This is a genomic window from Tateyamaria sp. Alg231-49 (assembly GCF_900143535.1).
In the GTDB taxonomy this organism is placed as follows: domain Bacteria; phylum Pseudomonadota; class Alphaproteobacteria; order Rhodobacterales; family Rhodobacteraceae; genus Tateyamaria.
Genome location: NZ_FRFA01000001.1, coordinates 278,208 through 292,390, shown reverse-complemented (window position 1 = coordinate 292,390; position 14,183 = coordinate 278,208). Strand labels below are relative to the sequence as shown.

At 58.6% G+C, this 14,183-nt stretch carries 13 protein-coding genes; 4 read left to right on the top strand and 9 right to left on the bottom strand.

From position 1 onward, the window contains the following. Window positions 1–49: 49 nt before the first annotated feature. A complete protein-coding gene (locus tag DHN60_RS01385; protein ID WP_108835890.1) occupies window positions 50–2,986 on the bottom strand; it encodes an ABC transporter transmembrane domain-containing protein in 2,937 nt (978 codons plus the stop codon). Window positions 2,987–3,220: 234 nt separating this feature from the next. Between DHN60_RS01385 and DHN60_RS01380 the strand changes: the two genes are divergently transcribed. The 4 genes from DHN60_RS01380 to DHN60_RS01365 all read left to right on the top strand — a co-directional run bounded on the left by DHN60_RS01380 (window position 3,221) and on the right by DHN60_RS01365 (window position 7,931). After that, the gene (locus DHN60_RS01380) at window positions 3,221–3,601 is read left to right on the top strand and encodes a DUF3307 domain-containing protein (RefSeq protein WP_108835464.1); all 381 of its coding nucleotides are present in this window, start codon (window positions 3,221–3,223) and stop codon (window positions 3,599–3,601) included. A 152-nt stretch (window positions 3,602–3,753) separates the two neighbouring features. Then, on the top strand, window positions 3,754–5,505 hold the full coding sequence (locus DHN60_RS01375; RefSeq protein WP_108835463.1) for an FAD-dependent monooxygenase: 1,752 nt from the start codon (window positions 3,754–3,756) through the stop codon (window positions 5,503–5,505). Between the two features lie 254 nt (window positions 5,506–5,759). Next, window positions 5,760–6,872 (top strand): S-(hydroxymethyl)glutathione dehydrogenase/class III alcohol dehydrogenase, encoded by a 1,113-nt coding sequence (locus DHN60_RS01370; protein ID WP_108835889.1) that lies wholly within the window; start codon window positions 5,760–5,762, stop codon window positions 6,870–6,872. 213 nt (window positions 6,873–7,085) lie between these two features. Further along, window positions 7,086–7,931 (top strand): hypothetical protein, encoded by an 846-nt coding sequence (locus DHN60_RS01365; RefSeq protein WP_108835462.1) that lies wholly within the window; start codon window positions 7,086–7,088, stop codon window positions 7,929–7,931. A 91-nt stretch (window positions 7,932–8,022) separates the two neighbouring features. On the opposite strand, the gene ureG is transcribed toward DHN60_RS01365, so the two are convergent. From ureG to DHN60_RS01325, 8 genes are all read right to left on the bottom strand, one after another. Continuing rightward, a complete protein-coding gene (gene ureG / locus DHN60_RS01360; RefSeq protein WP_108835461.1) occupies window positions 8,023–8,649 on the bottom strand; it encodes an urease accessory protein UreG in 627 nt (208 codons plus the stop codon). Then, window positions 8,646–9,278 carry an urease accessory protein UreF gene (locus DHN60_RS01355; RefSeq protein ID WP_108835460.1) on the bottom strand — a complete coding sequence of 211 codons (633 nt, stop codon included), beginning with the start codon at window positions 9,276–9,278 and terminating at the stop codon, window positions 8,646–8,648. The genes ureG and DHN60_RS01355 overlap by 4 nt, the downstream gene beginning before the upstream one ends. Beyond that, window positions 9,275–9,730, bottom strand: coding sequence for an urease accessory protein UreE (locus tag DHN60_RS01350; RefSeq protein ID WP_108835459.1), 456 nt, complete (start codon window positions 9,728–9,730; stop codon window positions 9,275–9,277). The genes DHN60_RS01355 and DHN60_RS01350 overlap by 4 nt, the downstream gene beginning before the upstream one ends. Window positions 9,731–9,830: 100 nt before the next feature. After that, entirely contained in the window at window positions 9,831–11,591 is a 1,761-nt protein-coding gene (gene ureC, locus DHN60_RS01345) for an urease subunit alpha (RefSeq protein WP_108835458.1), read from the bottom strand. A 253-nt stretch (window positions 11,592–11,844) separates the two neighbouring features. Continuing rightward, complete coding sequence (locus DHN60_RS01340) at window positions 11,845–12,666, bottom strand: cyclase family protein (protein WP_108835888.1); 822 nt, start codon at window positions 12,664–12,666, stop codon at window positions 11,845–11,847. 30 nt (window positions 12,667–12,696) lie between these two features. After that, a complete protein-coding gene (locus DHN60_RS01335; RefSeq protein WP_108835457.1) occupies window positions 12,697–13,002 on the bottom strand; it encodes an urease subunit beta in 306 nt (101 codons plus the stop codon). Window positions 13,003–13,014: 12 nt separating this feature from the next. Then, window positions 13,015–13,317, bottom strand: a complete 303-nt coding sequence (locus DHN60_RS01330) for an urease subunit gamma (RefSeq protein ID WP_108835456.1) — start codon at window positions 13,315–13,317, stop codon at window positions 13,015–13,017. A 3-nt stretch (window positions 13,318–13,320) separates the two neighbouring features. Then, on the bottom strand, window positions 13,321–14,139 hold the full coding sequence (locus tag DHN60_RS01325) for an urease accessory protein UreD (RefSeq protein WP_108835455.1): 819 nt from the start codon (window positions 14,137–14,139) through the stop codon (window positions 13,321–13,323). Window positions 14,140–14,183: the final 44 nt, after the last annotated feature.

The window sequence follows — 14,183 nt, the reverse complement described above, 5'->3', positions numbered from 1 at the left end:
GTCTAACACACTTTATTGCACAAGTTTTGTGCTCTTGGATGCATCACAGTCACGTTTTGATGTAGCCCGCCACCACCTGAAGCAAGCGGAAGGCGGTGGCGGCATCGTTTTCGACAACGGCCATAAAGTCTTCTTCGCTGATACGCAGGCAGGACAGGGGGGTACGGGCACGCATGTCGAGCGCGCGTGGCTCGCGACGGATCAGGCCCAATTCGCCCACCAGCGCGCCGGCTCCGACTGTGGCGATCAGTTGATCTTCACCGCCCGGGCGGGGCAAGAGCAGGTCCGCTTCCCCGTCGATGATCATATATGCGCCGTCGGTGGGATCGTCGTGTTTGCGGAACACGTACTCACCGGGGATGGCCTTGTACCAGCGCGCTCCGAACGCCAAAAGACGCAGCTGTTTGCGTTTGAGGCCCGCAAAGAGGGGGGTACGGCTGAGGGCCTCTAGCTTGCGTGCGAGGTCTGCGCCCACTTCACTGTCGGCCTCGACCCGGGCCCCTTCGGCCCCGACAAGGCGCCCTTGCTGTATTTCAAATTGCAGATCAAACGCGCCCTCATCCTCAAAGGCGTCATCGAGGAATACGATGATCGACTCTGGCAGCAGCTTGCGCAGATTGGCGATCAACGCCTCGCGTGTTTCGGCGTCATAGCTGGACATCACCTTGTCCAGGATCAACAGATCAGGCCGTTTGATCGTGGCGCGGCTAATCGACAGCGGTTCGGCGAAAAGCGCCGGAAGGTTGGCCCCGCCGAGGGCGATCGGCACGTCAAAGACCAGTTCAAGCACCAGCGGACTGATCCCTTCATCCCCAAGGACCTGGACCACGATGCGCCGCAACTCTTCGCCCCGTGTCCCGGCCCCTTCGGCCACTTTGCCAAACAAAACATTTTCCAGAACGGTCAGCCCAAAGACATATGACCCTTCGTCGATCGGGACAAAAAGGTCATCCATCTGCTCTCGCAGCGTGTCCCCGTGCTGGGTGCGCATGGCCAGAATGCGGCCTTTGATCTCCTCAGGAAAGGATGGACCAACCTGTTCAGCGGTCACCGCCGAGGGCACGCTAAGCAGCAGTGCCAAGTCACCATCCGTGATCTCTGATCCGGGCGGTTTGCGGTTCACAAGATCAAGGGCGGCCTCATAAACCTCGACGTCGAGCCCGACCTTGCGAAACAGGGGGTGGTCGGTACCATTGGCGCCAAAGATCTGACGCAGCATTTCGATAATGTTACGGGCCAGTTGTTCGAGATTGCCGGCCAGTTCGAGTGCATGGAGCAGGCGCAGGAATTCGATCTTTGCTTCGATAATTTCGGGTGTGATCGTCTCGCGTGGAGTCGCAAAAAGCAGGTTTTCCGCAATTGGGAGCGCGGGGTTATACGCCTCTCTGTCAAACCGGTGAACAAAGTTTGACAGGCCTGCATCCTCAATCGCTGCCGCGACTTTGGGGCGCAAGTCGATCAGGGCGGACGTCAGAGCCTGGTGCTTTTCGGCGTCATATGCCTGATCCAATGTGCGCCGTGTCAGTACCTCGCCACTGCCCGATCCGTCGATCAACGTATACCACCAAGCGCGCAACTGATCTCTGTCGTCGACCCCGGCAAGGGTCGGGTCGACCCAATGGGCCTTGAGCATGTCGGGGGAGTTCCCTGCGCGCACGGCCTCGCGGGCGAATTCGGTGTCATCTCCCGGTTCAAGTGGCGCCGCGCGCATTGGCATCATCACGTTCTGCCCATAGCTGCCCTGAAACAGGATGGGCCGTGAACTGGCGTGGCCGATCCGTTTCGAAATGGTAGCTTGATGCAAGGCTGTGATGTTGTGCCCGGACAGCATGACTGTGCCACTGGTGGGCAACGTTTCTCGCGTCAGCACCTCAGCCAGCGCGCGTCGGTCTTCGTCGTTCTCTGCGCTGACGCCAATCAGACCCCCGGCGGGCAGCGTGATTGATATGTCCTCTAGCACCGGGTTGCCGTCGCCGTCCCGCACGGTCACCTGATCCAAAACGATGTCACCCGTCAGGCGCGGGGCCTCAGGGGCGGGGCCATAAAACAAGGTCTCATCCACCATGTCGTCGGGGGCAAAGCGTTCTGTGATCGTTTCCCAGCGCAGGGACATGTCGGCGGACTGGTTGTAATAGGCCAGCAGCTCTTTCCAGGGAGAAGACAGGTCTTTGTAGGCGGCCAAAGCGGCGACCAACGCGCCAATGGTGACCTGCCCCTGAATGACCAGGTAACCGCCAATGGAAAAGAAAAAGAATGGGGTAAGTTGCGTGATGAAGTTATTGAGGAACTTCATGAAGAATTTCTTCTGGTAGATCTGGAACCGGATCTCAAACAGGCGCCCGAGCCGGTCGCCAATCATCGCCATCCGATAGCGCCAGCCGCCATTCACGCGCAGGGTCGAGGCCCCGACTGCCCCTTCGCCAATCTCTGCCGCCAATGCGCGGACCTGTATCACCCGTTTCTTGTTCAGAAGGTTGATCTGGCGCTGTAGTTTCGGGATCAGCCAAGCCTGCAAAGGGATCAGCGCGCAGGCCGCAAGGCCAAAGGCCACCGATTGCAGAAACAGAAAACCAAGGATGGTAAGCATCTGGCCCGCCTGCAAGACAGGTTGGGCCACGGCATCGCCCATCAACCCGCCCATAGGTTCGCTCTCGGCGGTGACCATACTGACCAACTCACCTTGGCTCGTGCGCTCAAAGTAAGGTTGGGGAAAGCGCAGAATGCGGGCGATCAGTGTATAGCGAAAGCGACGTAGCAACCGTTCTGCCAGCACCCCCTTCATGGTGTTGATCCGCATTTTCATCAAACCGTGGGCAGTCACAGCCAGCAAAAATCCGCCACAGAGCAACAACAGGTAGTTGATCTGGGAAAAGTCCATTCCGAATGCCGTGATCGTCGAAGAACCTGACCCGATCGCATCGTTGATTATCTGCTTGGGCAGTTCCAGCGTGAGGTACAGCAAAGGAAAAAGGGACAGCGTCACCATCAAAAGGATCAGCTGATCGCGTTTGGAATACTTCCAGATAAAGGCAAAAATGGAGGATTCGATAGCTTTGACCTTGCGCAATATTGACGCCCTGCGCCTGCATCCAATCTAAGCGCGCGCGGGTCCTTAAATCAATGCTTTGTGGCACGATATTGAACAGATGCGTGAGGTGGATTGCCCAGAGCGGATTGCCATCCTAGGATAGGGGGCAGTGTAATCCGTAAAGGTGCGGCCTTGAGTGATCCTGTTTCTTTTGTATTAGGGCTGCTGTTCTTGCTGCAGGCCAAGCATCTGTTTGCGGATTTCTACCTGCAAACCGCCCGTATGTTGCGCGACCGGGGTCGATACGTGCACGTTGGGCGCTTTTATCACGCGGGTGTACACAGTGCTGGGTCGCTGATCGCATTTGTCCTGATGGGAGTGCCCTTGGGGCTGGCTGTGACGGTCGCCGTGGTAGAATGGGCTGTGCATTTTCACATCGATTGGGCAAAGGGTGTGTGGTCGGATCGCTCGGGCCATGGCCCGGATCAGGCTGGTTACTGGCGTGCTTTTGGTGTGGATCAGGCGTTGCACCAGTGGACCTATCTGGTGATGGTCTGGGCTGTTCTGCCATAACCAGAACGGCGTGGCGCCGGGTGGCGACAAAGTCATTGAGGCGTCTTACTTTTCTCTCCCCAAATTGTTCAAAGTGATGTCAAATACCGAGGCTGGCCGCTTGGGAGGGTGTGCCGTCACAAGAAGAAAGATCCTTGGGAGGGGAAGACACCATGGCAGATATGACCACCGATGTGCTGATCATCGGCACCGGACCCGCGGGTTCAGCTTGCGCAGCACTACTGTCCTCATACGGGATCGAGAACATGGCTGTGAACCGCTATCGTTGGCTGGCCAATAGCCCCCGCGCGCACATTACGAACCAACGCACCATGGAAGTTTTGCGGGATCTTGGCCCCGAGGTCGAAGCCGAGGCCTACATGCATGCCACCGAACAGGATCTCATGGGTACCAATGTGTTCTGCGAAAGCCTGACAGGCGAGGAGTTGGGCCGTATCCAGACATGGGGCAACCATCCCAACAGCCGTGCCGAGCATCAGTTAAGTTCGCCAAGCAAGATGAACGATCTGCCGCAAACGTTCATGGAACCACTTCTGTTCAAGACGGCCTGCGCGCGTGGCACACAGGCGCGCATGTCTTGCGAGTACCAAAGCCACGAAGCTGACGCCGAGGGTGTGACGACCACGATACTCGATCGGTTGACGGGCAAAACCTTTGCCGTGCGTTCGAAATACCTCGTTGGGGCCGATGGCGGCAACTCACTTGTCGCCGAACACATTGGTGTTCCAATTGAAGGCAAAATGGGTGTCGCAGGTTCCATCAACCTTCTGTTCAAGGCGGACCTGACTGCGCATGTCGCGCACCGCCCGTCGGTCCTTTATTGGGTTATGCAGCCAGGATCGAATGTGGGCGGCATCGGAATGGGCGTCGTACGTATGATCCGCCCGTGGAATGATTGGATGGCGATTTGGGGCTATGACATCGATGGCGAACGCCCGGAACTGACCGATGACGAGGCCAAGAAGATCATCCGCGATCTGGTAGGGGATCCCGAGCTTGAGATCGAGATGCAGTCGATCAGCTATTGGACGGTCAATGACGCCTACGCCACCGAAATGTCCAAGGGGCGGGTTTTCATTATGGGGGATGCGGCGCACCGGCACCCTCCCAGCAACGGCCTGGGGTCGAACACGTCGATCCAGGATGCGTTCAATCTGGCCTGGAAACTGGCGATGGTGCTGAAAGGACAGGCGGGCGAAGGGCTGCTTGACAGCTACAACGCCGAACGCGCGCCTGTCGCAAAACAGATCGTGACGCGCGCCAACAAATCCATCGGGGAGTTCGGGCCAATCTTTGAGGCGCTCGGGCTGATCGGGCATACGGACCCGGATGTGATGCAGGCCAATATGGAAAAGCGCTGCGAGAGCACGGATGAAGCTGAGGCGCAGCGGGAGGCCCTGCGCCAAGCGATCGCCTTCAAAAAGTATGAGTTCGACGCCCACGGAGTAGAAATGAACCAGCGCTATCGCTCTGACGCAGTTGTTGCAGATGGGCAGGCCGAACCGGGTTTTGAAGCGGACCCCGAGTTGCATTACCAACCCACCACATGGCCGGGCGCGCGTCTTCCCCATGTCTGGCTATACGATGGGCACGGGGCGAAACACTCCACGCTCGACCTGACCAAAGGTGGGTTTGCATTGCTGACCGGACTAAGCGGGCAGGCCTGGGCAGATGCGGCTGTGAAGGTGGCGGAACAGCTTGGGATCAAGTTATCAGCCTATGTCATTGGGCCGCGCCAGACCCTCGTGGATCACACCGGGGATTGGGCACGTGCGCGTGAAATCGGCGACGGGGGATGCGTTTTGGTGCGTCCGGATCACCATGTGGCATGGCGCAGCGGTGGGGCGAGCGATACGGCACAAGCGGACCTGCTGCGCGTGCTGTCAGCGGTCCTGAGCACATAACTGTCTGAGTAGACCAGAGTGCCGCGATATTTTGCAAAGCCGGTCGGGGGCTGTCTGCCCCCCGACGCCATTCGGCGTCTCCCCCCGAGGATTTTTTCAATCAGAGAAGCAAGGTACATTGGTTATGTCCTTCTCTGATTAAAATAAATCCTCCCCGAAGGGTCGATCCGCCACTTTTCCCAAACCCGTCAGCATTGACAGACACCAATTTGACGGGCCTTGTGTGCGCAAATGCGTGAGGAGACAAAGCGATGATGAAAACCCGTGCCGCCGTTGCCGTCGAAGCTGGCAAACCCCTTGAGATTATGGAGGTCAACCTGGATGGCCCACGCAAGGGCGAAGTGCTGGTCGAAATAAAAGCCACAGGCCTGTGCCATACAGATGAATTCACCCGCTCGGGTGACGACCCTGAGGGCATATTCCCGGCCATTCTGGGCCATGAAGGTGCGGGCGTCGTTCTGGAAGTGGGCGAGGGCGTCACAACGCTGGAAGTGGGCGATCATGTGATTCCGCTTTACACGCCCGAATGCCGCGAATGCGAATACTGCCTATCGGGCAAAACGAACCTGTGTCAGAAAATTCGGATCACCCAAGGACAGGGCCTGCTGCCGGACGGCACCACGCGGTTTTCGATGCTGGATGGTACACCGATCCACCACTATATGGGCTGTTCCACCTTCGCCAACCACACCGTCGTGCCCGAAATCGCACTGGCCAAGGTGCGCAAGGACGCGCCTTTTGACAAGATTTGCTACATCGGCTGCGGCGTGACCACGGGCATCGGAGCGGTGATCAACACGGCCAAGGTCGAGATTGGCGCGCGCTGCGTGGTCTTTGGTCTGGGTGGCATCGGGTTGAACGTGATCCAAGGGCTGCGCCTTGCCGGTGCGGACCAGATTGTCGGTGTGGATCTGAACGACGACAAGGCCGAGGTCGGCAAGTATTTTGGTATGACCGACTTCGTCAATCCCACAGCGGTGGACGGCGATTTGGTGGGACACCTTGTGGAACTGACCAAGGGCGGTGCGGATTATTCCTTTGACGCCACAGGCAACACCAAGGTGATGCGCGACGCACTTGAGTGCGCCCACAAGGGTTGGGGCGAAAGCATCATCATCGGGGTCGCCCCGGCGGGCGCGGAAATCTCGACCCGCCCATTCCAGTTGGTCACCGGTCGCGTCTGGCGTGGAACGGCCTTTGGCGGTGCCAAAGGGCGTACCGATGTGCCCAAAATTGTGGACTGGTACATGGACGGCAAGATCGAGATCGATCCGATGATCACTCACAAATTGTCACTGGATGAGATCAACCACGGCTTTCATCTGATGCACGAGGGCAAATCGATCCGTGCGGTCGTCGAGTTCTAAAGCCGCGTTGCGGAAGACACCTCCGCCTTACAATTCGCGACAAAGCAAGGCGCACTTCGGTGCGCCTTTTTTCATGCGCTGTCTCGGCGCAATAAGTGACCAGAACCAGCAGCTGAGAAAAAATTGAAACTGAAAATGAATAATCCGTGGGGCCTCCGTGTTTTCTTTCCGTAACCCCAGCGCACACCGCGCCCTGAACATGGAGATAAAAAGATGCCCCAGAAAATTGACGGATTGACCTACCCTTCGACCGTAGCCGAGCTTTTGGCGAACCGTGAGCTGAGCCGCATGATGCTGCAGACCTACACATCAAATGAGGTCAAAAACCGGATCAAGTTTCTGATCAATCCACCCAAGCGGGCGGTCGTCTACACGGACTACATTGCTCCCAACGCATCCAATCGTATCGATCTGCCCAACCACATCAAAGCAATGGCGACAGACCTGATCCAAAGCAACGACCACGAACCGCGCCTTTGGCAAGGCATTGCGGACCTCGTCGAGGCGAACTGCCGAAACTTTATCGAGCAGGAAATCATGTCCGATTTCTTTGATGTCAAAAGCTGTCCGGCCTTCAAAAGCCATCACACAACACGCTTGCTCGCGGCTGCAGAAAAGAAGTTTGGCAGTGCTGATGACATCTCTATCCGCCTGAACGTGAGCGACATGTCCGCCTTGCGCGGAGTCATGGTGTGCATGATCAAGGGCGACAAAAGCGGTGCCGTCGCCTGCGCCAAGGTGGCGATCCGTAGCGGCAAACTGACTGCCTCACCTGCCGAGTTCATTGACGCGGTTAAAACCAAGAAGGGTCTGACCGTAACGGGAGCCTTCAAGGTTGATATCACAAAGCTGAAATTGTGCGGGTTTGAAAAGCCGGATGCGAAAGTGCGCAATCGTATCGAAGACATGGTCAATTCGTGGATGTCCGGAGACAAAACAACCGCAAAGGCGATTTTCAAGCTTCTGCAGAAGAGCGCGGCGCCCGGCAGCTTTCTGAATACCGAAACCATCGAGAGCCTGTTCAAGACATTCAAACGCTTCAAGGTCGTCGTCGGCTGATCGCCACAGCCGCAGGCATGTAACGAGTAACCTTTGGTGCGAAACGGTCGGAGTGGTTGTGGCAACACACTCCGGCCGTTTTTTGCGTTTTTCAGGCGGTGGTCATGCCCAGACCGGAGAGGGCGCGGATTTGAGTGATGATTTCGTCCACCCCTTGTCCATGTCTGAGAGCGGAAAAGACAAAGGGGCGCCCGGCCCGCATCCGCGTGGCATCCCGCTCCATCACCTCAAGCGAGGCACCCACATGGGGTGCAAGGTCTGTTTTGTTGATGATCAGCAAATCGGATCGCGTGATCGCAGGCCCACCCTTGCGGGGGATTTCTTCGCCAGCGGCAACATCGATCACATAAAGTGTGATGTCTGCCAGTTCTGGTGAGAATGTTGCACTCAGGTTGTCACCGCCGCTTTCGATCAGGATGGCTTCGACGTCTGGGTGACGCGCCTGCATCTGAGCCACAGCCGCCAGGTTGATCGAGGCATCTTCGCGGATCGCTGTATGCGGACAGCCCCCGGTTTCCACACCGATGATCCGGTCTTGCGGCAGAATTTGGCGCCGCATCAGTTCCTCGGCGTCTTCCTGCGTGTAGATGTCGTTGGTGATCACTCCGATGGAGTGCTGTCCCTTGAGCGCGGTTGCCAGCGCAGCCGTGAGCGTCGTTTTGCCTGCGCCCACGGGACCGCCGATTCCGATCCGCAGGGGGCCATTGAGTTGGGTCATGTGCGAAAGATCCTATGTGTCAGCGTTTCATGGCGCATCGCGGCGATGTCGGCGGCAAAGCTGGTGGCCGACAGATCGTCAACCGACGCCTTCTGTGCGTTGCTGGCTGTGGCCGCAATGATCGGGGCGAGATTTGCCAGTACTTTTTGTCCTGCCGTTTGGCCCAGTGGCATGAGCCGTTGCGCGGCGGCGACAAGGTTGGATGCAAAGGCGTGCAGATAGAGCGGGAGCGTCTGGGCCAGCGGCACATCCTTAGCGCGGGCCGCCGCACCGACCGCGACGGGATAGGTGAACCCACTGATAGGGATATTCCAGACCGCCCGTGCGGTGTCGCAGAATGCCGCCCCTTGCAAATCGCTCTCCTTCAATCGTTCGGCACTGGCTGCAAAGGCGCGAGCGGTGGCGTCGATTTGTTCTGGTGTGTCTGATTGATAGGCCGCCGACAACAGCACCGCATCTGCCTTGCCTGATCCTTCTGTGATCAGAACCGCAATCCAGTCCTGCAAGCTGGCATCATCTGTGACCTGCCCGTCCGCAACGGCCTGTTCCAGCCCATGGCTATAGGCGAATGCTCCGACCGGAAAGGCGGGGGACAGCCACTGCATCAGGGTGAGGGCGGGATCACTCATGTGTGCGAATGACTGTGATCGTGCCCGTGCGTGCGGCCATGCCCATAAGCGCCACCTTCCGGGGTGAAAGGTTCAACGACATCGCGCGTTGTGGCCCCGATCTTGCTCAGCATATCGGCCATCACGTGATCGCGTTGGATCAGCAGGCGGGTGGCTTCGATCTGGCAGGGGGTGTGGCGGTTGCCGATGTGCCACGCGATGCGGTGGAGGGCCTCTCCGGTCACTTCGAGCAGCGGTTCAGGTGCCGCATCGATACGGACTTCGCCCCCATCCGTGGTGATCAAGGCACCGCCATGACCCAGAGATGTCGTGTGGGGCAAGTCCACAAGAAGTTGGGCACCGGAGGACAATGTCAGCACCTTACGCCGCAAAAAGCGGTCCTCGTAGGTGAGTTCTACGTGGTCAATGGGCGCATCGTGGATGTGCGCGTGGTAGGTTTGGGCGGTCAACATTGTCATTCTGTTCAAAGGGCGGTCCCCGGCCGCGTGTATTTGTGTAGCCCCCGCCCCGAGGGCGGTCGGGAGCTGCTTGGTTTGGGCGTCACGCGGGGGCCTAGAACAAGAAATACCGCTGCGCCATTGGCAGCACTTCGGCGGGCTCACAAGTCAGCAATTCACCGTCCGCGCGCACTTCGTATGTCTCCGGATGCACCTCGACATGTGGCGTGGCATCGTTCAGCTTGAGGTCTTTCTTGCCGATCTGGCGGGTGTTCTGCACCGCGACTGTGTCCTTGTGCAAACCCAAGCTTGCCCCAATACCTTCGGCTTGGGCCGCAGCCGAGACAAACGTTACCGCCGAGCGTTCTACGCTGCGCCCATAGGCGCCAAACATGGGCCGGGTGTAGACCGGTTGCGGCGTTGGGATAGATGCGTTGGGGTCGCCCATCTGCGCGCAGGCGATGGTGCCGCCAAGCAGCACCATCTCAGGCTTCACCCCAAAGAACGCTGTATTCCACAGGCACAGATCGGCCCGCTTTCCGACTTCGATGGACCCAATCTCGTGGCTGATTCCATGCGCAATCGCGGGGTTGATCGTGTACTTGGCGATATAACGGCGCACGCGGAAATTATCGTTCTCTCCGGTTTCTTTAGACAGGCGTCCGCGCTGTTTCTTCATCTTGTCCGCCGTTTGCCACGTGCGGATAAGTACCTCGCCCACGCGACCCATGGCTTGACTGTCCGACGCTATGATCGAGAACGCGCCCATGTCGTGCAGGATGTCTTCGGCGGCAATGGTCTCGCGCCGGATCCGGCTTTCGGCAAAGGCCACGTCCTCGGGGATCGATTTGTCGAGGTGGTGACAGACCATCAGCATGTCGAGGTGTTCTTCGAGCGTGTTCACGGTGAAGGGGCGTGTGGGGTTGGTGGAAGAAGGGAGTACATGCTTTTCACCACAAATTTTGATAATGTCGGGCGCGTGCCCACCACCTGCACCTTCGGTGTGAAAGGCGTGAATGGTGCGGCCCTTCATTGCTGCGACTGTATTTTCGACAAAGCCGCTTTCGTTCAGCGTGTCGGTGTGGATCATAACCTGCACGTCCATGGCGTCAGCGACAGACAGGCAGCAGTCAATCGCCGCAGGGGTGGTGCCCCAGTCTTCGTGCAGTTTCAGCGAGCACGCGCCGCCTTTGATCTGTTCTTCCAACGCAGCAGGGAGGGACGCATTGCCCTTGCCTGCAAAGGCGAGGTTCATCGGGAACGCATCCGCCGCCTGCAACATGCGCCCCAAATGCCAGGGGCCGGGGGTCACGGTCGTTGCCAGCGTGCCGTGTGCGGGGCCCGTGCCGCCGCCGAGCATGGTGGTGAGGCCGGAATGCAAGGCATCCTCGATCTGCTGAGGACAGATGAAGTGAATATGTGAATCAAACCCGCCTGCGGTCAGGATCTTGCCTTCGCCCGCGATGGCCTCGGTGCCGGGGCCGATGATGATGTTCACGCCCGGCTGAGTGTCCGGGTTTCCTGCCTTGCCGATACCTGCGATGCGCCCGTCCTTGAGGCCAACATCGGCCTTGAAGACGCCAGTATGGTCCACGATCAGCGCGTTGGTGATGACGGTGTCAACTGCGCCGTCGGCGCGGGTGACTTGGGATTGCCCCATACCGTCACGGATGACTTTGCCGCCTCCAAACTTGACCTCTTCACCATAGAGCATGGCGTTGTCGCCGCTGCCCCCGGTCGAAGCTGCGCCAGCACCTTCGGCCGTGAGATCGCGTTCGACCTCAATGATCAGGTCGGTGTCCGCAAGGCGCACTTTGTCGCCCGCAGTGGGGCCGAACATGGCAGCATAGTCGCGGCGGGAGATGGATGTGGGCATTCTAAATCCTTGATGTTACGCGATTAAAAACGCTCGGTTTTGAGAGATTTTTGACTTCAAAATGCGCGTGCACTTTCAGCCGTTTGGACTTGATGCGAAGCGGGGTCGAGGACTTGGACAAAAGGAGCCCTCGACGCAGATACTGACCCGCAGTGGATGGCCGCACGCCCACCCGTCTTGTGGGCGTGCTTTTGGGATTGGAGTTTCCGGTGTCAATTTTGGATCACCTCAATCATTTTTAAGTTCGCCAACATCACACCATCGCAAAGATACGCGCAGGACCGCCGGTGCCGCCGGGATGTGTGGGCGCGCCCACAACCAGCGTGGCCCCTGCGGCTGGCACATTCTCCAAGCCAGCAAGGTTCTCAATCCCGTAGCGACCCGCTGGCAACCAAGCGTAGTGCGTCACGAAATCGGGAGAGGGACCATGATCCAGCGATAGGGTGTCGACGGCCATTGCCGCGGCGGTGGTCTCCTCTAGCAGCATTTGCGTCGCTTCGATGTGGAAGCCGGGGAAGTGTTTGACGTTATCTGCGTCGTTGCCCACATAGGCCGCCGCATCGCCCGATTTTGCCGCCCAGCCTGAATGCATCGCAATGCAGGCTTTGTCCGGGATATCGCCATTGGCGGCGATCCACGCCTTCAGGTCATCCGGTGTCACTTGCGCATCCGGGTTCTCTGCCGCCTTGGCTGCGATGTCGATCACACACAAAGGAATGACGAGGTCCGACACAGGGATTTCATCAACCGATGTCCCGTCCGCCGAAAAGTGCAGGGGTGCATCAATATGGGTGGCCGTGTGCTCGTTGATCGTCAGGTTCATCAAGTTGAACCCATGTTCGGCAAAGTTGAACTGCTGTTCCATCGAGATGCCAGGCACTCCGAAGAACGTAGGAAAGTCTGGGCTGAGCTTGTGGGTCATGTCGACCACGCCGCCGTGTCCGGCAGCCATTGCAGCGGGGGCTGCGGCCATACCAACTGTGGCTGCGGCACCGACGGCGGCAGTGGTTTTGAAGAAGTCGCGTCGCGACAGCATCCGGTCCTTGACCGCGTTCATCACACATACGTCACACATCATCTATTCCTTTCAAAAAGTTTGCCCTGCTCAAAGATCGCCCATTACTTGTTGATTGAACCCGTATACTTTTCGTCCTCCGCCTAGTGGGATCAACTGTACGTCCCGTTCCTGTCCCGGCTCGAACCGCACCGCCGTTCCGGCGGCAATGTCCAAACGCATACCACGTGCGGCATCACGATCGAAGTCCAGCGCGGCGTTGGCCTCTCCAAAATGATAGTGCGATCCGACTTGCACAGGTCGGTCGCCGGTGTTGGCAACATGCACTGTTATTGCCTCCGAGCTGCTATTGAGCTCAATACTGCCTGCTGCGGGGATGATTTCTCCGGGGATCATGAGCGCATCCTTTTAGCGAATGGGGTTGTGGACGGTGACAAGCTTGGTCCCGTCGGGAAAGGTGGCTTCGACCTGCACGTCGTGGATCATCTCGGGCACGCCTGCCATGCATTGATCGCGGGTTATGACCTGCGCGCCCGCTTCCATCATATGCGCGACCGAATGGCCGTCGCGCGCGCCCTCAACCACGGCGTCGGTGATCAGTGCAATCGCCTCCGGGTGGTTAAGCTTCACGCCGCGCGCAAGGCGCTTGCGCGCCACTTCGGCGGCCATGGATATCAGCAGTTTGTCTTTTTCACGCGGGGTGAGTTGCATGTCTTATAGTCTCCAGCAGAGCGGCATTTCACCGCCCGTCAGTTGGTCCAGAATAGGCAGAAGAGAGGCGCGCAGGGCGTATCCCGATGGCGCGAGAAGACGGAGCACAAGCACATCATCAGCCAGTAGGCTTGCCCCGCCGGTTTTTGGCAAATGGGCGCGAACCGCGGCCAGCCGTGCTTCGGCGTCGGGTGCAATGTATGTAAGAGAGACCATTGCCGCCGCCCCACCACCTGTTGCGCTTTGCGCCATTTGCGCTGTGATATCACCGCTCAGGCACCAGGCATCTTCGACAAGTGGCGCACTGTCGCGCGTGATGCTGATCCGGTCCGAGATATGGCCGTGCACCTGCGCTTCGCCCATCGCAAGGCGGCCCAGGCAAATCGGCTCGACGATCAAGCCTCGGCCTGTCCCTGCGATATCGCACGCAAGCCGCCGTTCCAGCGCGCAACCGTCAAAGACAAGTGTTTCCTGCGGAAGCCACCAAAGGCTTGCTCCATCCGCGACGCGCAAGGTGGTGCTGACCCGCCCGGTTTCCCCATCCTGTGCGCGATAAGCGCGTTCGCAGGCTTGGGTGGTGAGGGTCAGGTGAGTGCCCGGGCCAGCCTCGGCTTCGTAGCAAAACCGATCACCGCCCGTGACGCCTCCGGATGTGTTCAGAAGTACGGCTGTGAGGCCGACATTTGCGCGCGGAAAGACGGCCTTGGCCGCCCCTTTTTGATAAAGACCATCCAGCACCGAATGGCCCGCATGTGTTTTGGTCGACAGCCGCACTGACCCAATGGCCCGCGGTTGCGCAGGCAGTTGGGTGGGCAAGGGCATGAGAGCAGTCATTCAAGGGTCAGTCCGTCAGCAGATGCCGAGAT

Bases quoted from the DNA above. Each gene is read 5' to 3' on its own strand.
- DHN60_RS01355 (WP_108835460.1), bottom strand. From the start codon at position 9,278: ATGAGTGATCCCGCCCTCACCCTGATGCAGTGGCTGTCCCCCGCCTTT.
- DHN60_RS01365 (WP_108835462.1), top strand. From the start codon at position 7,086: ATGCCCCAGAAAATTGACGGATTGACCTACCCTTCGACCGTAGCCGAG.
- DHN60_RS01325 (WP_108835455.1), bottom strand. From the start codon at position 14,139: ATGCCCTTGCCCACCCAACTGCCTGCGCAACCGCGGGCCATTGGGTCA.
- ureG (WP_108835461.1), bottom strand. From the start codon at position 8,649: ATGACCCAACTCAATGGCCCCCTGCGGATCGGAATCGGCGGTCCCGTG.
- ureC (WP_108835458.1), bottom strand. From the start codon at position 11,591: ATGCCCACATCCATCTCCCGCCGCGACTATGCTGCCATGTTCGGCCCC.
- DHN60_RS01375 (WP_108835463.1), top strand. From the start codon at position 3,754: ATGGCAGATATGACCACCGATGTGCTGATCATCGGCACCGGACCCGCG.
- DHN60_RS01370 (WP_108835889.1), top strand. From the start codon at position 5,760: ATGAAAACCCGTGCCGCCGTTGCCGTCGAAGCTGGCAAACCCCTTGAG.
- DHN60_RS01340 (WP_108835888.1), bottom strand. From the start codon at position 12,666: ATGTGTGACGTATGTGTGATGAACGCGGTCAAGGACCGGATGCTGTCG.
- DHN60_RS01350 (WP_108835459.1), bottom strand. From the start codon at position 9,730: ATGTTGACCGCCCAAACCTACCACGCGCACATCCACGATGCGCCCATT.
- DHN60_RS01335 (WP_108835457.1), bottom strand. From the start codon at position 13,002: ATGATCCCCGGAGAAATCATCCCCGCAGCAGGCAGTATTGAGCTCAAT.
- DHN60_RS01385 (WP_108835890.1), bottom strand. From the start codon at position 2,986: ATGGTGACGCTGTCCCTTTTTCCTTTGCTGTACCTCACGCTGGAACTG.
- DHN60_RS01330 (WP_108835456.1), bottom strand. From the start codon at position 13,317: ATGCAACTCACCCCGCGTGAAAAAGACAAACTGCTGATATCCATGGCC.